Genomic DNA, 20,350 nt, shown 5'->3' with positions numbered 1-20,350 from the left:
GACTCCAGGTCTCAGATGGTGCGGTCGCGGCCGTCGGTGGGCGAGGCCGGGACGGGGGGGACGGTCGGCAGGGGGGTGAAGGCGAGCGGCTCCGCGTGGTTGACGGGGAAGACCGTCGGCATCGTGCCGGTGGCGCGCCCGTAGGCGCAGGCGACGGAGGCCATAGCACCGGCCACCGCCAGCTCGCCCGCTCCGCCCGGCTTCTCGCCGTTCGACGGCATCACGATGATCTCGAGCTCGGGCGGGGTGTTCCACTGCCGGGTGTAGAAGTACTGGTCCCAGCTGCCTTCGAGGAAGTGTCCGTCGCGCAGGTGGAGGCCGGACGTCAGGGTGAGGGCGATGCCGTCGGAGATGCCGCCCATCATCTGGGCCTCCAGACCCCGTGGGTTGACGGCGAGGCCGACGTCGACGGCGCACACGACCTTCGTCACACGCGGCCCTGTGTACGCGTTCGGGATCGTCCGCCCGGTGGTCGCGGGGCGGCAGTCGATCTCGGCGAGGACGGCGACGAAGGAGTGGTACTCGGCGTGGACCGCGATCCCCTGGGCGGTGCCGGGGGCCATCGTCCGGCCCCAGTCCCCCACCTCGGCGACCTTGTCGAGGACGGCACGCGCCCTCGGGTCCTTCATGAGCCCGCGTCGCAGCGCGTACCCGTCCTTGCCCGTGCGGCGGGCCAGCTCGTCCATGACGAGTTCCTGGGCGCAGCGCACGTTGGGCGAGTAGATGCCGCGCATGGAACCGGTGTTGTAGCCCTTGTCGGTCTCGGAGAGCAGCTGGGTGGTGACGCCGAGGTGGTAGGGGCTCACCTGGGTGAGCTGGAACATCGTCTCGGAGAAGGTGAGGTCGGCGACGGGAAGCCGGGCCACTTCGGCGGTGAGGAGCTCGCCGATGCCGTGCCCGAAGTCGGTGGCCACGGAGGTGTGGCGCTGCTCGTACGTGAGGACCTCGCCCAGCGAGTACGTGGCACGGACCCGCGAGGTGGACATCGGGTGCGTACGGCCCTGGCGGAAGTCGTCGGTGCGGTGCCACATCAGCTTGACGGGCTTGCCGAGGGCGCGGGAGACCTCGGCGGCCTCGTGGGCCGCGTCGTGGAAGAGCTTGCGGCCGAAGGAGCCGCCGCCCTCGGTGACGTGGACGCGGACGGCGGTGGGCGGCAGGCCTAGCTTGAGGGCGATCTGTTCCTGGGCGACGATCGGGGCCTTGAGCGAGGCCCAGATCTCCGCGGAGTCCGCCCGCACGTCCGCGATCGCGCAGTTCGTCTCCACGGCGGCGTTGCTGGCGAAGTGGAAGGTGAAGCGGGCGTCGACCGCTTTGGTGAGGAGCGGCAGCGGCGGGACCACCAGCGGGAGTTCGGCCCGGCGGAGCTTCTCCAGGACGGTGGCGTCGGAGGCACCCTCGGCGGTGCCGGGGCCCCAGTCGACGTCGAGGGCCCGGACGGCGTCGACGCACTGGCCGAAGGTGCGGCCGCGGACGGCGACGCCGGTGGAGACGGTGACGACGTCGGTGATGCCGGGCATGGCGCTGACCTCGGCGAGGTTGGCCACGAAACGGACGGTGCCGTTGATGGTGGGCGGGCGGCAGATCATCGTGGGCAGCGCGTCCGGGACCTGGAGGTCCATCGCGAACTTCTTGCGGCCCGTGACGGCTTCGAGGGCGTCGAGCCTGCGCTGCGCGGTGCCGATGACGCGGAAGTCGGCGCGGTCCTTGAGCTCCACCTCGACCGCCGCGTCGGTGACGGCGGCGGCCTTGGCGGCGAGTTCGCCGTAGCCGAGGAGGGTCCCGGTCGGGGAGACGACGGCGCCGGCCTTCGTCGTGAGCGTCTCGACGGCGTCGCCGAGGACGAGGGCGGCGGCCCGCAGCAGACGGCCGCGGGCGACGGCGGCGGCGACCCGGATGGGGGTGTAGGTGGAGTAGGTGGTGTTGGAGCCGCCGGTCAGCTGGTTGAAGAGCAGCTCGGGCCGGGCGTCGGCGAGGGTGACCCGCACCTTTTCCAGGGGCAGGTCGAGCTCCTCCGCGACGATCATGGCGCTGGAGGTGGTGACGCCCTGGCCGACCTCGGCGCGGGGCAGGGCGAAGTGGGCTGTGCCGTCGCTGTCGACGCGGATCGTGATGAGGTCGCTGGTCGGCAGGGCGGCGAGCGTCAGCAGCTCGTTGAGGTCGAGGAGCTCGGCCGGGCCGGGCAGGGACGGGATGAGCGCCGGGGTCGCGGCGGCGGCCTGCCGGGGCACGAGGGCCTCGGCGCCGAGCTGGGCGGCGACGGTGAGAGTGGGGGCGGCGAGGACGTAACCGAGGAAGCGGCGCCGGCCGATGCCGGGTTCGTTTCCGGCCGGCGGCGGGGAGGGCACGGCTCCGTCCCCGGTGCCGCTCGTGTGGTCGTCGTCCCGCGCGGGGTGCCGCCTCGGCATGCGGTGTGCCCTTTCGTCATGGCCCGGTCTTGCTACTGCCGGGTATCCTCAGAGCGACGATCATCGCTCATACGGCGGACGTCTGGGGGCATTCAGCCCACGGGGGGTGCCGGGCGCACCGGGCACAGTCGCTGGGTGCCGTCGTCGGATGCGGTCACCGGGCTCGGCGGTGAAATCTGATGGCCCGTGACGAAGCTCCGCCGGTACGGTCGGTCCGTGTGCACCTACGCCTTCGTCCACGACAAGTTGCACTACGCGTGCGTTTCGTGCCGGGTGAGCTTCAAACGGCATCCCGGCGACGCCGGACACACGTGTCCGCGCTGTGCCGCGCCGCTGCTGTGCGCCGGCCACGACTTCGCGGCACCCCGCCGCAGCAACCGGAAGGCGTGGTCGGTCGTCGCGGTGGTCCTGGGCGCCGGGCTGCGCTACGAGGGCTTCGAGCCGTGCGGCTGCGGGCGGGACCCGAAGTTCCGGCCCCGCACCCGCGCCCAGGTGCGCGCTCGCCGCATCGTCGCCGCTCGGACCGGCACCCCTCTCGCGGAACTGCTCGGCCGGGCCGACTCGCTGGAGCCGCGCTGATCCCGGCAGGGGCTGGACACCGTCGACTCGGTCCAGCCCACACACATACGAAGGTCAGACTGCCGCGATCATCGGAGCCGCGTACGGGAGGCCGGGCCGGCGGACAGCACACCCCAGGCCTTTCTGCCGGCCCGCAGGCCGCGTGACTGAACCCGGCCCCCGCAGGAGCGGAGCTGCGCCCTGGAGACCCGGGCGCGCTGTCCGCCGCCCGCGATGAGGGCGTTGACGGAGGCCATCGGGTCGCCGCCCGCCGACCGGACGAGCAGGGCACCGAGCACGACCGGGCCGATGGCCACCGCGAGGGCCGTGCCGGTCGCGGTGACGTGCTGGAGGGGGCGGGGGCGCCGGGCGTCGAAGGTCATACCCCTATTCCAGCGGCGGACGGCGGGCCGCGTATCGGTCGAGGTACTCAGGACGGCGGCGCGACCTACTCAACTGATCACGTGGAGAGGGCCCCAGGGGCTCCCGCCGGTGCCCGTCTTCGGAGATGCTCGGGGAATTCGAACACCCCGGGACGCCCCCGGGCCGGAGCGTGGAGGCGCGACCGCCGTGACGAGCGAGACGACTGTGACCGGCGGGACGGCCGGGACCGGCGTAACGGCCGGGGCCAGGGGGACGGCCGGGACCGGCGTAACGGCCGGGGCCAGGGGGACGGCCGGGACCGGCGTAACGGCCGGGGCCGGCGGGATTGCTGAGGCTGCTGGAGGGGCCGGAGGCGCCCAGGGCGCCGGCAAGGGCACTGCCGGAGCGGCCGGGGTCCTTGCCGGCGTCCCTGTCACCGCGCCTCAAGCCACCGCCCCGCCCGTTCTCGTCGTCCAGCACGAGGAGGGCGCCGGGCCCGGTCTCGTCGGGGACCAGCTCGTCCGCGCCGGGCTCCGCCTGGACGTGGTGCGGGCCTGGCGGGGCGAGCCCCTCCCGGAGGACCTGCGCGGTCACGCGGGGCTGCTCGTCCTCGGCGGGTCCGTCAACTGCCAGGACGACGAGGCCGCCCCGTGGCTGCCCCGTGTCCGTGGGCTCGTCCGCGAGGGGGTCGCCGGTGAGGTGCCGCTCCTCGGGATCTGCCTGGGCGGCCAGATAGTCGCCACGGCCCTGGGTGGTTCGGTCGCGACCCGGCCGCAGGGGCCCGAGCTGGGCGCCGTACCGCTGCGGCGGCTTGCCGCAGCGGACGACGACCCCGTACTCACCCACGTACCGGAGGGCGCTCGGGCGGCGCAGTGGCACTGGGACGAGGTGGTTCGGCTGCCGACCGGCGCCGTACCGCTGCTGACCGGCGACGACTGCCCGTACCAGGCGTTCCGGGTGGGGTCCGCGTGCTGGGGGCTCCAGTTCCATCCGGAGGCGGAGTCCGGCACGGTCGCCCGCTGGGCCGAGGCCGACGACGCGCAGGTCCGCGCGGAGGGCGGTGATCCGGCGGCCGTGGTGGCCTCGGTACGCGAGGCGGAGCCGGAACTCCGCACGGTCTGGGGCGCGGTGTCCGGGGCATGGGGCGCGGTCGTGCGTGCCCACGCCGTCGCGCGCGCGGCCCGGGCGTGATCAGGGCCGACGTGCGCGTCCGCCTGGCGGGGCGATGGGCCTGACCGTGGCCGGGACCATGAAATGGTGTGGCGGTCGACGTACCGCTACCGCATACCGCACCACAGCGAAGGAGCTCCGCCGCCATGGCCGACTACCGGATCGAGACCGTCCGCACCGGGTACCGGAACTGGACCGCCCGCAACGACCGGGGCGCGGAGGTCCGGATGGCCGCCGCCGACGACGCGGACGCGCAGCCGTCGTTCACGCCGGTCGAGTTGCTGCTCGCGGCGATGGGCGGGTGCGGTGGTCTGGTCGTCGACCGGACCGCTCGCGCCGTGGACCACGACGACCTGCGGATCGTGGTGGAGTCGGTCTCGGGCCCCGAGGACGACGGCCGGGTGGGCCGGATCAGGGTCAGTTACGAGTTCGACCTGCCGGACAACAACCCGAAGGCAGCGGAGGTGTTCGCCCGCGGCGTGCGTCTGACGCATGAGAAGTTCTGCACGGTGAGCCGGACCGTAGAGCACGGCGCGCGTGTCGAGGCGATCCTGCCGGACGGCACGGTCGGCTTCGAGGGCTGACAGAACACTGGGGGAGGTCGGTGGTTGGGCGGGTAGTTCCGGCAGCGCGGTACGGACGAGCTGGCGCCGCTCGACCGGTCGAGCGCGGACTGGAGCGTGACGCTCTCGCGGTGACGGCCTCCTCACCGTGGAGCGGTCGCCGCCGCCATGGACATGTCCGCGCCCGGCCCGGCCTCCTTCGGTCGCTTCCGGTCAGCCGTTCGGGGTGGCCGAGGGCCACACGCCGAACCACTGCTCGGCGCCGCACTCCTCGAACCGCTCCACCTCGGTGAAGCCCGGCTTCGCCGCGAGGCGCATGGCGCGGGCGTTGGCGGTCTGGGTGGAGAGCACGACGGGTTCGACGAGGTTCGGCGGGCGGGTCGTGTCCTGGGCCCCAGCCGATCATCCGCGCGCGCCCGCCCCGGCGGACCATGCACAGCGCATGAAGAACGTGTGACACGGTCCGCGGGGTGCCCTGCCGCAGCGGCGGCTCCGCTCAGTCGAGCCACATCGCGCGGACCCCGCTCAGCGGGTCGTCGGCGATCCTGGGCTCGGCGTCCCAGATCATCGTGGCGCGCTTGTCGGTGGTGTAGCGCGGCCAGTCGGCGCCCGGGTCCTGGTCCGTGACGAAGGCGACCCACGCCCGGTGCATGGCGTCGGCGAGGGCGCGCGGCGGCGTGTCCCCGGCGACGGGCGCGACGCCTTCGGAGTCGAGGACGTCGAAGGCGAAGGGCAGGTCGAGGCAGTGGAAGGCGATGCCCATGATCGGCGAGCGCCAGGCGAACTCGTAAAGCCAGGTGGGCTGTTCGCGCCCGGCGCGGGCGTCCGCGACGGCGAGGTTGGGGGCGCGGAAGACGGCGTCGGTCATCGCCTGGCCGAAGAGGGCTGCCTCGCCCCCCGCCGCGTACGCCTCGGTGAAGGCGTCGGTCCTGGCGGGGTCGAGGCCGACGCCGCCGAGCAGGAGCGGCAACGGCACGCCCTCGGGCGCGGGGATCATCGTGAACTCGTGCTCGGTGAAGCCGAGCATCAGCGGGACGCCGTCCCCCGCGCCGCCCGCCGTCAGGGCCTCCTGCGCGGGTACGGGGATCAGCTCACCGTCCGCGAAGGGCGCGAGGGCCAGCAGCGCCGGCACGCCCTCGCGGTCCGGGCCCTGCTCGGCCAGGCGGTCCTGGAGCGCGAGTATCTCGTCGTCGCCGAGGTCGCGCAGCGCGGCCGCGGTGGCGGGGAAGCCGGTGCGGGAGGTGAGGAGCCGGGCCGCGGCGCGGGCGACCTCGGGGCCGTCGGGGCTGAGGACGGCGCCGGAGACGGAGATCGCACCGCGGAACAGTCCCCGGGCGGACGGGACGGCGAGGAGGGTCTGGACGGCGCCGCCGCCGGCCGACTGTCCCGCGATGGTGACCTTGGCCGGGTCTCCGCCGAAGGCCGCGATGTTGTCGCGGACCCACTCCAGGGCGGCTATCCAGTCCCGCACGCCACGGTTGTCGGGGGCGTCCTCCAGGTGGAGGAAGCCCTCGATGCCCAGCCGGTAGCCGAGAGAGACGACGACGACGCCGTCGCGGTTGAAGGCGGCGCCGTCGTACCAGGGGCTGGCCGCCGAGCCGGCGACGTAGCCGCCGCCGTGGATCCAGACGAGGACGGGGAGCCCGGCCTCGCGGTCGGCGTCGGGGGTGAAGACGTTGAGGTTGAGAACGCCCTCGCCCGGGATGCTGGGCTCGGGGATGATCACGACCTCGCCGAAGGGGCGGCGCTGGGCGGTCGGGCCGTACGCGGTGGCGTCGAGCGGCTCCGTCCACGGCTCCGGCGGGACGGGCGCGGCGAACCGCAGGTCGCCGACGGGGGGCTGCGCGTACGGGATCCCCAGGAACCGGAGGCTGCCGCCGGTACGGCGTTCGCCGCGGACGGGCCCTCGGGTGGTGGTGACGGTCGTGGTCATGGGGTGCTGCTCCTTCTACGCGGGGGCGGCGACACGGGCCGGGCAAGGAGCGTGTCACCGGGCGCTTACACGTGTCAATCCCGTGATGGTGCTGTGCCGTGTTGTCCGGTCCTGTGCCGAGCTGTGCGGGGCGGGGGCGGGGCTGTGCGGGGCGGGGCGGTGCGGTGCTGTGCGGGGCGGGGGCGGGGCTGTGCGGGGCGGGGCTGTGCGGGGCGGTGCGGTGGCGGGGCGGGGCGGTGCCGTGCTGTGCCGTCCCGCCCTGTCGGCCTCTCAGCCCGTGTGCCTCCCCTCAGCCGGTGTGGACCGCGCCGCCCCTGGTCTCGGTCTCGCCCTCGGCCTCGGTCGTGGCCTGGCGCCGCGGGAGCAGGAGCGGTGTCGCCAGGAGGAGGACGCCCGCGAGGGCGATCGCCGTCCGGGGGCCGACGAGACCGGCCAGGACACCCCACAGAGCGGTCAGGGTCGCGGTGGTGGCCTTGCCGGTGACCGACCAGGCGGTGAGCGTGCGGACGACCCGGCTCGTCTCCGTCAGGCGCAGACGATGGGCGGAGAACACCGGGTTGAAGACGCCGATGCAGGTGATCAGGGCGAACTCGACGGCCATCACGAGCAGGAGTCCGGTGACTCCGGGGTGGATGAGGACCAGGCCGATCGGCCAGCACACGCGGAGCGCACCCGAGACGAGGAGGACCCGGTGGCGGCCGAACCGGTCGACGAGCCCGGGAGCCAGCCGGGCGCCGAGGAGGCCGCCGAGGCAGGGGACGGCGAAGGCGAGGGCGTACTGCCAGGGGGCGAACCCCAGGGGCCCGAGCATCAGGACCGCGAGGAGCGGCGCGGTGGCCATGATCAGGCCGTTGACGAGGACGGTATGGAGGAACAGCGGGCGCAGCTCGGGGTGGGCGAGGATGTGGCGCCACCCTTCGACGAGGTCACCGAAGCGCGCAAGGGACCCTTTCTCCAGCCGGTTCTCCCGCCGGGGGCGGGCCTCCCTGCCACGGATCGCCCGGATGCCCGCCGCCGAGAGCAGATAGCTGACGGCGTCGGCCGCGACGGTGGCGACCGGGCCCAGGAGCGTGATCAGGGCGCCGCCGAGCGGCGGGCCGACGACGGTCGCGGTCCAGGTCGTGGACTCCAGCCGGGCCTGGGCGGCGACCAGGGCCTCCGGCCGGACCAGCGCCTTCAGGCAGGCGCCGGCCGCCGCGCCGAAGGTGATGTCGGCCGCGGCGACGACGACCGAGACGAGCAGCAACTGGGCGAGGCCGAGCCGGCCGAGCGCGTACGACACGGGGACGCTCAGCAGCGCCGCGCACCGGACGAGGTCCATCGCGATCATCACCGACCGCTTGCGGCGGAACTCGCCCCAGGGCCCGAGCGGGACCGCGACCGCCGCGCCCACCGCGGCCCCCACCGCGGCGAGCGAGGCGACCTCGGCGGCGCCCTTGTGGAGGACCGTGATCGCGAGCAGGGGGAAGGCGCTGAACGCGAGCCCGGTTCCGAGCGCGCTCGCCCCGTACGCCGCCCACAGCCAGCCGAAGTCGCGCCCCGGAGCCGGCCGTCCGCCCGCCATGTCCGTACTCCTCTCCGCGACACGTCGCACAACCGCGCGTCGGCAGCGGCCATCCAATCGACTCTCCGATACCGGGAGCAAACAACCCGACGAGCACCGACGGACAACCATCGGTTGTGGGGTTAGGGTCAGGGACGTGGATCTCGAAGCCGTACGCACCTTCCTCACCGTCCTGGACACGGGCCGGTTCGGGCAGGCCGCCGACGAGTTGTCGATCACCCAGCAGGCCGTGTCCAAGCGCGTCGCCGCCTTGGAGAAGGAACTGGGTGTGCGGTTGCTCACCCGCACCCCGCACGGCGCCGAGGTCACCATCGACGGGCAGGCCTTCCTGCCGCACGCCCGCGCCCTCCTCCGCGCCGAGGCCCGGGCGATCGCGTCCGTACGGCCCGGCACGCGCGCGCTGCGCGTGGATGTGATCGGCAGACGGCTGGCGCCCGCCACGCTGCTGCGGGCGTTCCACCGGACGCACCCGGAGATCGAGCTCGACGTCGTGACGCTCTTCGACGCCGACGCGGCCGTCGCCGCCCTGCGGTCCGGCACGATCGACGCGTCCTTCCGCGCGGTCACCATGCCGGGCCGGCACCTCCCCGAGGGCGTCGAGGCCCTGCCGGTCCTGGACGAGCCGATCGAGCTCCTCACCGGCCCGGCCCACGCGCTGGCGTCGGCGCGTTCCGTCACGCCGGCACGGCTCGCCGGGCACCGGATCTGGGTGCCAGGCATCGTCAGCGGAACCGAGTGGGCGGCCTACTACGCCGACCTCGCCGCCGCGTTCGGGCTCACGATCGAGGTGACGGGGCCCGACTTCGGCACGGAGCCGCTCCTCGACACCGTCGCCGACTCCCCCGAGCTCGCGACCCTCGTCGGCGCGGGAACGCGACTCGTCTGGCCCGAATCCCTCGACCTGCGGCGCATCCCCGTGCACGGCCCGACGCCGGTCTATCCGCACTCGCTGCTCTGGTCCGTGGACAATCCGCACCCCGCGCTCCACGCCCTCCGCGACCACCTCGCCGCTCCCGGGACCGGGACCGGGACCGGGACCGGGACCCCGGGAACCCCGGGGGCCGACATCTGGACACCCTCCTGGGCACGCCCGCGAACGAGGCACCCCTCGCTCTAGAATCGGACCGACCGGCCGCCGGACCAGCGGCACAGGCCGGCGACTCATGCGTCACCGGGGGAAGGCGGCACGCGATGAGGTGGAACCTCAATGTCGTGGTGGGGTCGCTCGTCTTCTTCGTCGGCGCGGGACTCATCGCGGCCGGTCTCGTCTGGAAGGGCCGTGCGGTACGGCCGTTCGCCGCTTCCCGGGCCCGGTCCGCCGCGCAGCGTGAGTACGCGCGCGATCTGCAGCGGGCGGCCGACCACGTGATCGCCACGGCCCGCCGGTCCGCCGGCGACGGCGAACCGGCCATCGTCACCGTCGAGGCCGTGGTCCGCGTGACGCGCGAGCGCTACGGCTACACCGCGGTGGAACAGCGCCACGCGGCGGCGGCACTACGCCGACGGTTCGAACACTGGCGATGCGCCGTCGACTGCGTCACGGACGCGTACACCTGAACCGACACGAGGGCGAGCCTTGCGGAGTGAGGGCTCGCTCCCAGGAGTGAGGGGGGATCGCTTCCTCCACAGCCGTGCGGGGGACGGCCGTCCAGTCGCCGTACATCAGGAGGACGCTCCGGGCAGGGCCGCCTCAGCGAACCCGGCGGCGCCGAACGAGTGGACTCCGGTGGGGCGCTCCTCGGACGGGGCCTCCGGGAGAGGTCCGGTGGTGATGTGGCTGCCTGCTCCCCCGACCTGGAAGAGGCACCCCCACATGCGACGCACCCCCACCCGACGTCTGTTCGCCTCGGCGCTGCTCGTGGCGACCGTGCTGGCCCCGATGGCCGTGGCCCCCGCCCCCGTCGTCCACGCCGCGGGCATCGACCGGCAGGACAAGGACGACTGTCCGCCGGGCGGTCTCGGTCCCGCGGTGAACGCCCGGCTGGACAAGGCCATCGAGGAGGTCCGCGAGCAGGCCGGCATCCCCGGTGTCGTCGTCGGGCTGTGGATGCCGGGCAAGGGGAGCTACGTCCGCGCGAGCGGTGTCGCCGACACCGTGACCCGCGAGCCGATGTCCGCCGATTCGTACATCCGGATCGGCAGCGAGACCAAGACGTTCACGGTGACGGCGCTGCTCCAGCTCGTCGACGACGGCCGGGTCGGTCTTGACGACCCGATCGCGAAGTACGTGCCCCACGTGCGCAACGGCCACCGGATCACGCTCCGTCACCTCGCGGAGATGCGCAGCGGCTTGTTCCCGTACACCTCCGACGCGGGCTTCGTCCACGACCTGCTGAGCGACCCCCAACGGTCCTACACCCCGGAGGAGCTGCTCGCATTCGGCATGAAGCACAAGAACACCTTCAAGCCGGGTGCGAAGTTCGAGTACTCGAACTCCAACCTCGTCCTGCTCGGCCTGGTGGTCGAGAAGGTGACCGGTCAGCGGATCCAGGACGTGATCCGCAACCGGGTGCTTCGCCCGTCGCACCTGTTCCACACGCTGTTCCCGGACGGGGCCGAGTACCCCGAGCCGCACTCGCACGGCTACACCGACCAGACGCTGAGCGGCGAGATCGAGGACGCCACGGACTGGAACCCGAGCTGGGCATGGTCGGCCGGGGCGATGATCTCGAACCTGCACGACCTGCGCCGCTGGGCCGAGATCATCGCCACCGGGAAGCTTCTCAGCCCGGAGACCCAGGCGCAGCGCCTCAAGACGCTGCCGACCGGCTTCCCCGGCACCAGCTACGGCCTCGGAATCCTGAAGACCGACGGCTGGATCGGCCACAACGGCTCCCTGCCGGGGTACGAGACGGTGACCGTCTACCTGCCCTCGCAGAGGGCCACCCTGGTCATCATGATCAACACGGACGCCATCCGTGTCGACAACCAGGAGCCGTCCACGCTGCTCGCCCGGGCGGTCACGCGGATCGTCACCCCGGAGAACGTCTACGACGGCGGCGCCCCGCTGCCCCGGTCCTGAGCGAGCTCCACGGAGAGCTGGGCGCCCAGTTCCTCGAAGCCCAGCGCGGCGGCGACCCGCCGTGAGGCCGGGGGACGGGCGCGCCACTGCGGCAGCAGACCGGCGGTGAGCGCGTGGGCTACCGCCGTCGAGGCCACGACCCTGGCGAGTCCGCGTCCCCGGGCGGCCGGGGCGGTCAGCACGCTGAGGTGGGCGGTCCGCAGGGGCCACTCCTGGTAACCGGCGGCGGCCACCGCCTCGCCGTGCTCGCGGACCACGAACACCGGGGACGTGATCTCGTCGAGGGCGGCCTCCGCCGCGTCCTCGGGACCCGCCGTGCGCTCCAGCGCGCGCACGGCCCGGTGGTGGCCGTCGAGCCGCTCCACCGCAGGGGACGCGCCTCCTGCCGGGCGGAAGCCCTCGGGTGAGACGTACGCGAGTGCCGCCGGGCCCAGCACGCGGGTCACGGGCAGGACGTCACCGACGGCCGCCGCGTCCACCACCGCTGCCACCGGCAGCCCCCGCAGCGCGCCCCGTACCGCCGCGGCGGCGCGCTCGTCCGGGACGGTCACGAGCGCCGCTCCCCCGAGGGCCACGATCCCGGCCCAGCCCATGGGACACAGGCCTGAATCCGGGGACACCACCACGTTCATCGCACCCGCCGACGGGAAGGACGCGGAAACCCCCGCCATGTCCTCCCACAGCCGCCGGGCGGCGGCAAGCGGCGGTACGGCACGGGCCTCGGCGATGTCGGGATCCTGGGGCATGAGGGCATTGTGGCCGGTCGGGCGGGGCGGGCGAAGGAGATTTCCGCTGCCCGCCCCGCCCTCCCCCGCCCGCCCTCCGTTACTCGAAGGCCGCCGCCCCCTTGAGTGCCGCCGCGACGGTCTCCGGCGCGTCCGGGCCCGGTGCTCCCGGGTGGTAGGTGACGGAGCGGAGGCGGCCGGTGAAGCGGAAGGAGCGGTGGCGTTCGAAGAGGGGCCATGAGACGGGGGACTTGCGGTCGACGCCCACGCTGATGCCCTGGAAGGGGGCCATGCCGACGAGTTGGTGGACGCTGTCGGGCGCGGCCCGGCGCTCGCCGTCCACCCAGCTGCCGACGGCGGCGCCGACGCCGAGCAGCGGGCGCCCCTGCGCGTGCTCGTCGAGGAAGCCGCGCAGCGCGCGGGCAACGGCGACCGGCAGGCCGTCCGGCGCGCTGCCGTCGTGCGGGTGGGTGCGACGGGCCAGGACGCGGCCGCGCAGGTCGACCAGGCCGAGGTCGAGCTGGGCACACCGAGGTGGACACCGCCGACGACCGGTCCGCCGGAGGCGCCGATGTGCAGGTCGACCGGGATCTGCGGGCGCCCTCGACGTAGTACGTGACGGAGCACCCCGTGGTGCGCGTCCACGGAGACCGGCGAGCGCACGCTCCTGCTCGGCGACCTCGTGCAGCGGATCAGCGGCCTCACGGGAGCCGACTCGCGCGTCCTGCTCGCGCTGTTCCAGGCGCACATCGAGCGCCCGGAGAACACCGTGCGCTGGCAGTGGCAGGTGGGCGACGTGGCCATCTGGGACAACCGCGCCACCCGGCACTACGGCGTGGACGACTCCGACGACCACGAGCGCAAGCTCCGCCGGGTGACCATCGACGGCGACGTGCCGGTCGCCGTGGACGGCGCCGCCTCGGTGCTCCTCGCGCCCGAGTCCGTGCCGGAGCCGGCCTTCGGCATCGCCTCCGGCGCGTCGACCGCGGAGCCCGCGGAGCCCGTCACGGTCTGACGGGCGCCGTCGAACCGCGCGCTTCGCGCCGGAGGAACGTCGGTCAGGAGCCCGACGGCTGGGCGTAGTCGACGAAGCCGACCCAGTCGAGGGCCGTGCAGGGTTCGTCGCCGAGCACCCAGGCGTCGTGTCCGGGCTTGACCTCCATGAAGTCGCCTGCGCCGAACTCCGTGGCCTCGCCGTCGTCCATGACGACCTTCATCCGGCCGCTGACGACGTATCCGACGTGCGACGCCTGACAGCTGTCGGTGCCGGCGATCGGCTTCACGTGCTTGGACCACTGCCAACCCGGCTCGAACACGGCGCGGCCGACCGCTCCGCGCTCACCGTTGATCAGGTCGAGCCTGCCCTTGCCGTCCTCGAAGGGGCGGGTCTCGTCCGCTGAATCGAAACTCTTCCGTACGATGCCGGCCATCGCGCTCTCCTGGCGGTGTGAAGGCCTGGCCCCGAGTCCACTTCCAGGCTACGCCGGGTCGGTCCGCCCCACCCGCTTTGGTGGTTCCAAGCAGCTCGACGGGTCGAATTCTGTGCGCTTCCCCTATCGGGCAGATCTACACATAAAGGACAGATAAGAGCACAATGGAGCCGCGGCATGATTGCCACACAAGCGGTCGGACGTGCATGACGCCAGAAGGAGGCGAGTCGTATGGCCGACGTCTCTCACCGTCGCGGTGATATCGCGGGACACCCGGACGCCGGGGAAATGCGGGATCGTTACGCCCGTGTGCTCCAGACCCGAGGTGTCGCGGCGGTCGAGGAGCTCGTGATCCTCGCCGGAATCTACGCCGCGATCTCCGCATGGACGGTTCACTTCTCCGCCGCCCAGCCGGAACTCGCCCTCAGCAACCTGGTCGTCGGCGTCGCCCTCGCGGCCCTGGGCCTCTGTATGTCGATGGCCCCCGAGCGGTCGCAGGACCTGAACTTCGTCGTGCTGCTCATGGGTGCCTGGCTGATCATCGCCCCCTGGGTGGTCGGGCAGAACCCCACCACCGGCACGATCCTGAGCAACGTGATCACCGGTGCGTGCGTCTGCCTGTTCTCCCTCACGGCCGGCGGACTGCTGATGACCAAGAGAAGGACGTGACGTTCTGAGCTGTACCGGAACGGCGGCACCTCCCCTGTGCGGAGGCGCCGCCGTTCACCGTGTCCGCCCGCTGACATAGAGCCGGTACGGAGCGTTTGTCCGCACCGCCTTGTGCACGGCGGCGCACGACCGGTGTCCCCGGCCGCGCCTAGCCTCACCGCATCGGCACGAACGAGGGGCGGTACCACCGGTGAACTGGCACATCCACGACTATCGCGAGAGCGATCTCGCGGCCGTCGTCCATCTGATCGACACCACGGCCGAGCTCGGGCAGGAGTCCGTGTTCTCGCTCGCCGAGTGCATCGGGGCCCTCACCTCCCGGCAGCCGGCCGTCGTCGCCGTCCACCAGGGCGCGCCCATCGGGGCCGCGCTGGCCTGCGTCTCCGGCGAGCGCGCCTGGGTGATGCGGATCGCGATCTCCTCGGCGTGGCGCGGCCGCGGCCTGGCCAGCGCCCTGCTCGTGGAGCTGGAGCGGCGGCTCGTGGCGGCCCGGGTCGGGCGGATCGCGTACGTGCTGCCGGAGGAGGAACTCCTCGGCGAGGGGCTGCTGAACGCCGGGTACACGCGGCAGCCGGCCGTCGCGTACTTCGAGAAGGTGGAGCCGCTACACGGGCCCGCGGCCGGGCTTCTCGACGACCTCGGCGGCCGGCTGCTCCCCGGCGACCTGTGGGCGAAGGTCGCCGGGATGGAGCGGGAGAAGGACCTCATCGAGCGCCGGGTCGTCCTGCCGCTCGCCGAGCCGGAGAGGGCCACCCGGCACGGGGTGCGGCCGCCGCGCGCGGTCTGCCTCTTCGGGCCGCCCGGCACCGGGAAGACCACGTTCGCCCGGGGCATCGCCTCCCGCCTCGGCTGGCCGTTCGTGGAGATCCTGCCGTCCCGCCTCGCCGACGAGGGGAACCTCGCGGCCGCCCTGCGGTCCGCGTTCGCGCGGATCGCCGAGCTGGAGCGGGTCCTCGTCTTCATCGACGAGGTCGAGGAGATCGCCCCGGTCCGCTCCGAGCCGGCGCAGCCGGGCGGCATGCACGGCGTGACCAACGAACTCCTCAAGCTGATACCGGGTTTCCGGGAGCGGGACGAGCGCCTCCTCGTCTGCGCCACCAACTCGATCCGTTCCCTGGACCCGGCGTTCCTGCGCCCCGGCCGTTTCGACTACCTCATCCCGATCGGTACGCCGGACAAGGTGGCGCGGGCGGCGATCTGGGCCCGGTACACGGACGGCCGAACAGACGTCGACATCGACGAACTCGTCCTGGCGAGCGATCTGTTCACCCCGGCCGACATCGAGCACGCGGCCCGGATCGCCGCCCAGGCCTCCTTCGAGCGGGACCTGGTGGCGGTCGGCGGCCGGGGCGTGGACGGCCCCGTGCCGGGGGCGAGCACGGCGGACTATCTGGAGGCGATCGGACAGTGCCGCCCGACGGTCACCCCGGCGATGGTCGAGCAGTTCGCCTCGGACATCACGACGCACGCCCGGATCTGAGAGCGAACTCCTCGTGTGCGGCGTCGAGTTCCGCCCGGTCGGGCGGCTGGGCGCCGGCGCGGGAGACGGTGACGGCCGCCGCCGTGCCGGCGCGGGTGAGCAGCTCCGTGAGCGCCTCAGCCGAGAGGCCGGCGAGTGCCTCCCTGTCCTGCCCGGCGAGGGCGTCGAGGACGGCGGACATGAAGGAGTCGCCCGCGCCGACGGTGTCGACGACGTCGACCGGTGGCGCCCCGACGGAGACGGTGTGGTGCCGGGTGAGGGCGAGCGAGCCCTCACCGCCCCGGGTGACGAGGACGACGGCCGGGCCCAGCGCGAGCCAGCGGGCCGCGACCGCGTGCGGGTCCTCACCGGGGTGGAGCCAGGTCAGGTCCTCGTCGCTCGCCTTGACGAGGTCGCTGAGGGCGACGCAGCGCTCGACCCGCGCGACGGCCTCGGTGCGCTCCCCCATCAGTCCCGGGCGGACGTTGGGGTCGTAGCTGACGGTGGCGCGGTCGCGGAGCCGCTCGGTCTCGGCGAGCACGGCGTCCGCGCCGGGCGCGGTGACGGCGGCGATCGAGCCGATGTGCACATGCGAGGGTGAGGCCTCGGCCGGTGCCGTGGCGTCCAGGGTCCAGGCGATGTCGAAGGTGTACGTGGCCTGGCCCCGCTCGTCGAGGCCGACGACCGCCGAAGGGGTGCGCGCGGGGGCGCCGCCGAGCGCGATCCGTACGCCAGCGCCCTTCAGGTGGTCGGCGATGAGCCGTCCGGCGGGGTCGCCGGCGAGCTGGGTGAGCAGGGTGACGTCCCGGCCGAGACGGGCGAGGCCGTAGGCGACGTTGGCGGGGCTGCCGCCCGGGTGGACGCGGTCGGCGGCGCCGGAGCCCGCGGGGGCGCGGACGATGTCGGCGACGCACTCGCCGATCACCAGGAAGGACATGGGTCAGAGCTCCTTGCCGTAGGTGTCCTGGTAGCCGGCCCGGCCGCCGAAGACGTTCAGTCCGACATGGCCGTCGGAGGGGCGGCCGGCGGCCTGGTCGGTACGGTCGATGATCCGGTTCCCGTCGAGGAAGACCTGGACGCGGGTGCCCTGGTGGACGATCCGGAGATGGTAGGCGCCGGCCAGGAGGGCGGGCCTGAGCCTCCGTGGGGCTCGGCCACGGGAAGGGGAGGGTGTCATAATGGTGGCTCTTTCCTCTCTTCAACACACTGGACGAAGACGGGACGAGATGACTCGACGGAGCTGATTCGCGGTCAGACCGACGAGCGTTCGAGCAGCGGGCAGTCGAGCGTCACCCTGCGGGTGTCGAGCGGCTGCCCCGCTGCGAGAGCGGCCAGCATCTCCACGCCCTTGGCGCCCATCGCCTCGAAGGGCAGGGCGAGCGTGGTCAGCTTGGGCCGCAGATAGGCGGCGATGAGCTCCTGGTTGTCGTAGCCGACCACGGCCACGTCGTCCGGGATCCGCAGCCCACGTTCCTTGATGGCGTCGTACGCGCCCATCGCCATCCGGTCGTTGCCGCAGAAGAGCGCGGTCGGCCGGTCGGCACGGTCGAGCAGTGCGCAGGCGGCCGTGAAGCCGCCGTCGGCCGTCGCGTGTCCGGAGACGATCAGCGACGGGTCCAGGGGGAGACCGGCCTCGCGCAGCGCCCGCTCGTACCCCTCGCGCCGACCGAGGGCGGCGGGGATGTCCGGGTCGAGGTTGATGAACCCGATGCGCTCGTGCCCGGCCTCGACGAGGTGGCGGCCGGCACGGTGGCCGCCGCCGATCTCGTCGGGGACGACGGAGGGCAGTTCGCCCTCGGCGTCGTAGCAGTTGACAAGGACGGTGGGGACCTCGCGGGCGGCCTTGGGGAGGGTGACCGCCCGGTGCCAGGTCGTGGCGTAGAGCAGTCCCTCGACCCGCTGTTCGAGGAGCTTGTCGAGGGCGGCGGCCTCCTGGGCCCGGTCCCCCTCGCTGGCGGCGATCAGCAGGAACTTGCGGTCGAGCCAGGCGCGGTCCTGGGCGCCCTTGATGACGTCGACGGCGAAGGGCGCGGTGACGATCTCGGTGATCAGTCCGTACCACTCGCTGCGCTGGGCGGCGAGGGCGCGGGCTCCGGCGTTGGGCCGGTAGCCGAGCTCGTCGATCGCGGCCTGAATACGACGCCTGGTCTCGTCCGGGATGGCGGCTCCGGGGCGATCGTTCAGCACGAAGGACACCGCCGTGCGCGAGACCCCCGCGCGGCGGGCGACATCGCTCATGGTGACGCTGCGGGCGCTGTTGGCGGCCACGACGACCCCTCCCTGGATCTTTCCCGGTTCTTCCCTGATCGCCGACCCGGCTCGGTCTCCCGGGTTACGCGCTTTAGTAACGCGCGTTAGTGCGGCGTTGCGCGCAAGTTACGACCGGCTTCCGGCCGCTGTCAATATCTTGTTCACGAAGGACCGCCGACGGACTCGGGCGGCGGTGTCAGCTGTGCGGGGGAAGGGTTTTCCGGTGGAGACGGTCGAGACGGTCGAGGGGCTCGCGGTCATCGCGTTCGACGACGGCAAGGAGCTGGAGGCCTGGCTGGAACTGCACCACGGGGACACCCCGGGCATCTGGCTGCTGCTGGCCAAGAAGGGCGCGGACCTCCCCTCGCCGACGGCGGACGAGATCCTCGACGGCACGCTCGTCTACGGCTGGATCACCGGCAAACGCGTCGGGCGCGACGAGCGCACGTATCTGCAGAAGATCACCCCGCGCCGGCCGCGCAGCCTCTGGTCCCAGGTCAACGTCCGCCAGGTCGAGGCGCTCACCGCCGCGGGCCGGATGCGCGAACCGGGCCTCGCGGAAGTACGGGCGGCGCGGGCGGACGGACGGTGGGAGGCCGCGTACCCCTCCCAGAAGGACGCGACCGTGCCGGACGACCTGGCTGAGGCCCTGGCGGCGGACCCGCGGGCCGCCGCGGCCTTCGAGGCCCTGGGGAAGACGGACCGCTACCTGGTGATCCTGAGTCTCTGGCAGGCGCGCACGGCGAAGACGCGGGCGGCACGGCTGGCACGGGCGGTGGCGGCGCTCGCGGCGGACGGGGCCCCTTAAGGGCCTGTCCGGCGGATCAGGGTCGGACAGGCCCTAAGCGGCGGCCCTGCGGTAGAGGACCTGGTGGGCGTCCCACTCCACGAAGGACTCCGCGTGCTCCAGGCCGACGGCCTCCAGGAGGCGGCGCGAGCGGTCGTTGGCCTCCTGGGTGACCGCGACCACGCTCGGCATGCTCTCCAGCACCCGCGCGACGACCGCGCCGACCGCCTCCCGGGCGTAGCCCCTCCCCCAGTGCTCGGGCAGGAACTGGTACGACACCTCCGTCTCGCCGTTCCGCGCGCCCGCCTCGACGCTGACGAGCCCCAGGAGGACGTCGTCCTCGGCCCGGATCACGGCGTGGAATCCGGCCGCCCCGACGATCCGCCGCTGCCGGATACGGATGACGGGCTCCGTGACGGGCCCGCCGAGATGGCGCCGCACCTCGGGGTCGGTCCACAGCCGGGTCACGGCCGCGAGGTCCCCCCGGCGAACGGCCCGCAGGAACAGCCGGTCGGTGGTGACAGACTCGGGCGGGGCCGTGGCGGGAGGCGGCGTCGGGGTCGGGGAGACGGGCATGGTGGTGATCCTCTCAGCCCCCGCCCTCGGGAACGACACCGGTGGTCCCGCACGTTCATGCCGTCGGAACGACGGCGTGGAGGGGAGGCAGGGGGCGCATGGGGACTGTCGTACGGCTGTGGGCGGCCGGGGAGATGCCGTACCGCGACGGGCTGTACCGCCCGGACGACACCGGCAGGGACGTGTACGTGGAGGGCCCGGGGGCGTATCACCCGGACGCCGGGCAACCGATCCCCTTCCGTCTCGGCGATCCCTTCGACGTGCTCCAGGCCGTCGAGGAGGACGGCACCGCCGAGGTTGACCGCTTCTTCGCGAGCCCGCTGCCGGACGGCTCGGGACGGATGTCCGGAGGTGGCGGCGGCATGGGCAACACCGGCCACCTCGCCCGCCTGGACGCGGACGGCTCCCTGCGCTGGCTGGCCTTCATGTACTGCTCGAACCCGTTCGTGGGGGTGCGCTACGAGGGAGCGACAGCCGTCTTCACCAACGACTGGGGCAACGAGCTGCGCCTCGACCTCACCGACCCGGCCCTCGCCTGACCTCACGGGAGTAATCGTCGGCCCCGGCCGATCACGCGGAGATCCTGGCGCTCTGGGAGCTGTTCAACAACCTGCGCACATTCACCGCCCGCAGCGCGTTCGTCCTGCTGATCACCCTCTGCCTGTGGCAGCCGACTACCGCCCCGCCGGCCGGCGCGACCGCCGAGGCCCGGGGTCTGGTCTAGTAGGGCTTGGTCAGGTTAGGGCTGGTGTGGGTATGCCGCGGTGACAGGTGGGGCAGACGCCGGTCCATGTCGCGAGGAGGGTCTGTAGCTCGCGGACGACGCGGTAGAGGCTCAGGCCGGCGCCGTGTCTTTTGGGGCTCTGGCCAGTCGTT

Annotated in this window: 21 protein-coding genes and 3 pseudogenes; 12 read left to right on the top strand and 12 right to left on the bottom strand. The window is 73.2% G+C overall.

The features are described from left to right. Positions 1-11: 11 nt before the first annotated feature. Positions 12-2,405 (bottom strand): molybdopterin cofactor-binding domain-containing protein, encoded by a 2,394-nt coding sequence (locus ACWFR1_RS25995; RefSeq protein WP_453555062.1) that lies wholly within the window; start codon positions 2,403-2,405, stop codon positions 12-14. A gap of 216 nt (positions 2,406-2,621) precedes the next feature. Between ACWFR1_RS25995 and ACWFR1_RS25990 the strand changes: the two genes are divergently transcribed. Further along, a complete protein-coding gene (locus ACWFR1_RS25990) occupies positions 2,622-2,984 on the top strand; it encodes a hypothetical protein (protein WP_453555060.1) in 363 nt (120 codons plus the stop codon). Positions 2,985-3,052: 68 nt separating this feature from the next. On the opposite strand, the gene ACWFR1_RS25985 is transcribed toward ACWFR1_RS25990, so the two are convergent. After that, a complete protein-coding gene (locus tag ACWFR1_RS25985; protein WP_453555058.1) occupies positions 3,053-3,346 on the bottom strand; it encodes a hypothetical protein in 294 nt (97 codons plus the stop codon). A gap of 187 nt (positions 3,347-3,533) precedes the next feature. Here ACWFR1_RS25985 and ACWFR1_RS25980 point away from each other — a divergent pair, with 187 nt between their 5' ends. Together ACWFR1_RS25980 and ACWFR1_RS25975 are read left to right on the top strand one after the other, a co-directional pair. After that, entirely contained in the window at positions 3,534-4,517 is a 984-nt protein-coding gene (locus ACWFR1_RS25980; RefSeq protein ID WP_453555056.1) for a type 1 glutamine amidotransferase, read from the top strand. 125 nt (positions 4,518-4,642) lie between these two features. Next, complete coding sequence (locus tag ACWFR1_RS25975) at positions 4,643-5,080, top strand: OsmC family protein (protein WP_030689015.1); 438 nt, start codon at positions 4,643-4,645, stop codon at positions 5,078-5,080. A gap of 192 nt (positions 5,081-5,272) precedes the next feature. On the opposite strand, the pseudogene ACWFR1_RS25970 reads toward ACWFR1_RS25975, so the two are convergent. The 3 genes and pseudogenes from ACWFR1_RS25970 to ACWFR1_RS25960 form a co-directional block, all read right to left on the bottom strand. Further along, positions 5,273-5,419 (bottom strand): annotated as a pseudogene (locus tag ACWFR1_RS25970) (GNAT family N-acetyltransferase); the annotation flags it as partial. Positions 5,420-5,555: 136 nt separating this feature from the next. Then, positions 5,556-6,992, bottom strand: a complete 1,437-nt coding sequence (locus tag ACWFR1_RS25965) for a carboxylesterase/lipase family protein (protein WP_453555054.1) — start codon at positions 6,990-6,992, stop codon at positions 5,556-5,558. A 289-nt stretch (positions 6,993-7,281) separates the two neighbouring features. Beyond that, positions 7,282-8,556, bottom strand: coding sequence for an MFS transporter (locus ACWFR1_RS25960; protein ID WP_453555052.1), 1,275 nt, complete (start codon positions 8,554-8,556; stop codon positions 7,282-7,284). A 136-nt stretch (positions 8,557-8,692) separates the two neighbouring features. On the opposite strand from ACWFR1_RS25960, the gene ACWFR1_RS25955 reads away from it, so the two are divergent. The 3 genes from ACWFR1_RS25955 (at position 8,693) to ACWFR1_RS25945 (ending at position 11,578) form a co-directional block, all read left to right on the top strand. Beyond that, positions 8,693-9,673, top strand: coding sequence for a LysR family transcriptional regulator (locus tag ACWFR1_RS25955; RefSeq protein ID WP_453555050.1), 981 nt, complete (start codon positions 8,693-8,695; stop codon positions 9,671-9,673). Between the two features lie 74 nt (positions 9,674-9,747). Then, positions 9,748-10,113, top strand: a complete 366-nt coding sequence (locus tag ACWFR1_RS25950; protein WP_453555048.1) for a hypothetical protein — start codon at positions 9,748-9,750, stop codon at positions 10,111-10,113. A 256-nt stretch (positions 10,114-10,369) separates the two neighbouring features. Further along, entirely contained in the window at positions 10,370-11,578 is a 1,209-nt protein-coding gene (locus ACWFR1_RS25945) for a serine hydrolase domain-containing protein (RefSeq protein ID WP_453555046.1), read from the top strand. On the opposite strand, the gene ACWFR1_RS25940 is transcribed toward ACWFR1_RS25945, so the two are convergent. After that, positions 11,545-12,324 (bottom strand): GNAT family N-acetyltransferase, encoded by a 780-nt coding sequence (locus ACWFR1_RS25940; protein ID WP_453555044.1) that lies wholly within the window; start codon positions 12,322-12,324, stop codon positions 11,545-11,547. The genes ACWFR1_RS25945 and ACWFR1_RS25940 overlap by 34 nt on opposite strands. Positions 12,325-12,403: 79 nt before the next feature. Beyond that, positions 12,404-12,661, bottom strand: a pseudogene (locus ACWFR1_RS25935) (arylsulfatase); the annotation flags it as partial. Here ACWFR1_RS25935 and ACWFR1_RS25930 point away from each other — a divergent pair. Then, positions 12,608-12,922: a hypothetical protein gene (locus ACWFR1_RS25930; RefSeq protein ID WP_453555042.1), complete on the top strand. Its 315-nt coding sequence runs from the start codon at positions 12,608-12,610 to the stop codon at positions 12,920-12,922. The pseudogene ACWFR1_RS25935 and the gene ACWFR1_RS25930 sit on opposite strands and share 54 nt — an antisense overlap. Then, positions 12,916-13,318, top strand: a pseudogene (locus ACWFR1_RS25925) (TauD/TfdA dioxygenase family protein); the annotation flags it as partial. The gene ACWFR1_RS25930 and the pseudogene ACWFR1_RS25925, both read left to right, overlap by 7 nt. Positions 13,319-13,361: 43 nt before the next feature. Here ACWFR1_RS25925 and ACWFR1_RS25920 read toward each other — a convergent pair. After that, entirely contained in the window at positions 13,362-13,733 is a 372-nt protein-coding gene (locus ACWFR1_RS25920; protein ID WP_453555040.1) for a cupin domain-containing protein, read from the bottom strand. Between the two features lie 231 nt (positions 13,734-13,964). Here ACWFR1_RS25920 and ACWFR1_RS25915 point away from each other — a divergent pair, with 231 nt between their 5' ends. Continuing rightward, positions 13,965-14,402 carry an SPW repeat protein gene (locus ACWFR1_RS25915; RefSeq protein WP_453555038.1) on the top strand — a complete coding sequence of 146 codons (438 nt, stop codon included), beginning with the start codon at positions 13,965-13,967 and terminating at the stop codon, positions 14,400-14,402. A gap of 190 nt (positions 14,403-14,592) precedes the next feature. Next, positions 14,593-15,882, top strand: coding sequence for an ATP-binding protein (locus ACWFR1_RS25910; protein WP_453555036.1), 1,290 nt, complete (start codon positions 14,593-14,595; stop codon positions 15,880-15,882). Here the strand turns inward: ACWFR1_RS25910 and ACWFR1_RS25905 are convergent. The 3 genes from ACWFR1_RS25905 to ACWFR1_RS25895 form a co-directional block, all read right to left on the bottom strand. After that, positions 15,860-16,798, bottom strand: coding sequence for a carbohydrate kinase family protein (locus tag ACWFR1_RS25905; protein WP_453555034.1), 939 nt, complete (start codon positions 16,796-16,798; stop codon positions 15,860-15,862). The two genes, ACWFR1_RS25910 and ACWFR1_RS25905, sit on opposite strands and share 23 nt — an antisense overlap. Positions 16,799-16,801: 3 nt before the next feature. Beyond that, positions 16,802-17,038 carry a hypothetical protein gene (locus ACWFR1_RS25900; protein WP_453555032.1) on the bottom strand — a complete coding sequence of 79 codons (237 nt, stop codon included), beginning with the start codon at positions 17,036-17,038 and terminating at the stop codon, positions 16,802-16,804. A gap of 74 nt (positions 17,039-17,112) precedes the next feature. Then, positions 17,113-18,129, bottom strand: coding sequence for a LacI family DNA-binding transcriptional regulator (locus ACWFR1_RS25895; protein ID WP_453555030.1), 1,017 nt, complete (start codon positions 18,127-18,129; stop codon positions 17,113-17,115). 205 nt (positions 18,130-18,334) lie between these two features. On the opposite strand from ACWFR1_RS25895, the gene ACWFR1_RS25890 reads away from it, so the two are divergent. Next, complete coding sequence (locus ACWFR1_RS25890; RefSeq protein ID WP_453555028.1) at positions 18,335-18,919, top strand: YdeI/OmpD-associated family protein; 585 nt, start codon at positions 18,335-18,337, stop codon at positions 18,917-18,919. A gap of 33 nt (positions 18,920-18,952) precedes the next feature. Here the strand turns inward: ACWFR1_RS25890 and ACWFR1_RS25885 are convergent, their stop codons facing one another. Then, positions 18,953-19,474 carry a GNAT family N-acetyltransferase gene (locus tag ACWFR1_RS25885; RefSeq protein ID WP_453555026.1) on the bottom strand — a complete coding sequence of 174 codons (522 nt, stop codon included), beginning with the start codon at positions 19,472-19,474 and terminating at the stop codon, positions 18,953-18,955. A gap of 98 nt (positions 19,475-19,572) precedes the next feature. On the opposite strand from ACWFR1_RS25885, the gene ACWFR1_RS25880 reads away from it, so the two are divergent. After that, positions 19,573-20,013, top strand: a complete 441-nt coding sequence (locus ACWFR1_RS25880; protein WP_453555024.1) for a hypothetical protein — start codon at positions 19,573-19,575, stop codon at positions 20,011-20,013. Positions 20,014-20,350 lie beyond the last annotated feature (337 nt).

Source organism: Streptomyces sp. NPDC055103 (assembly GCF_053607625.1).
Note: the sequence above shows the minus strand (reverse complement) of the source record. Positions and strands in the feature narration are given on the sequence as shown.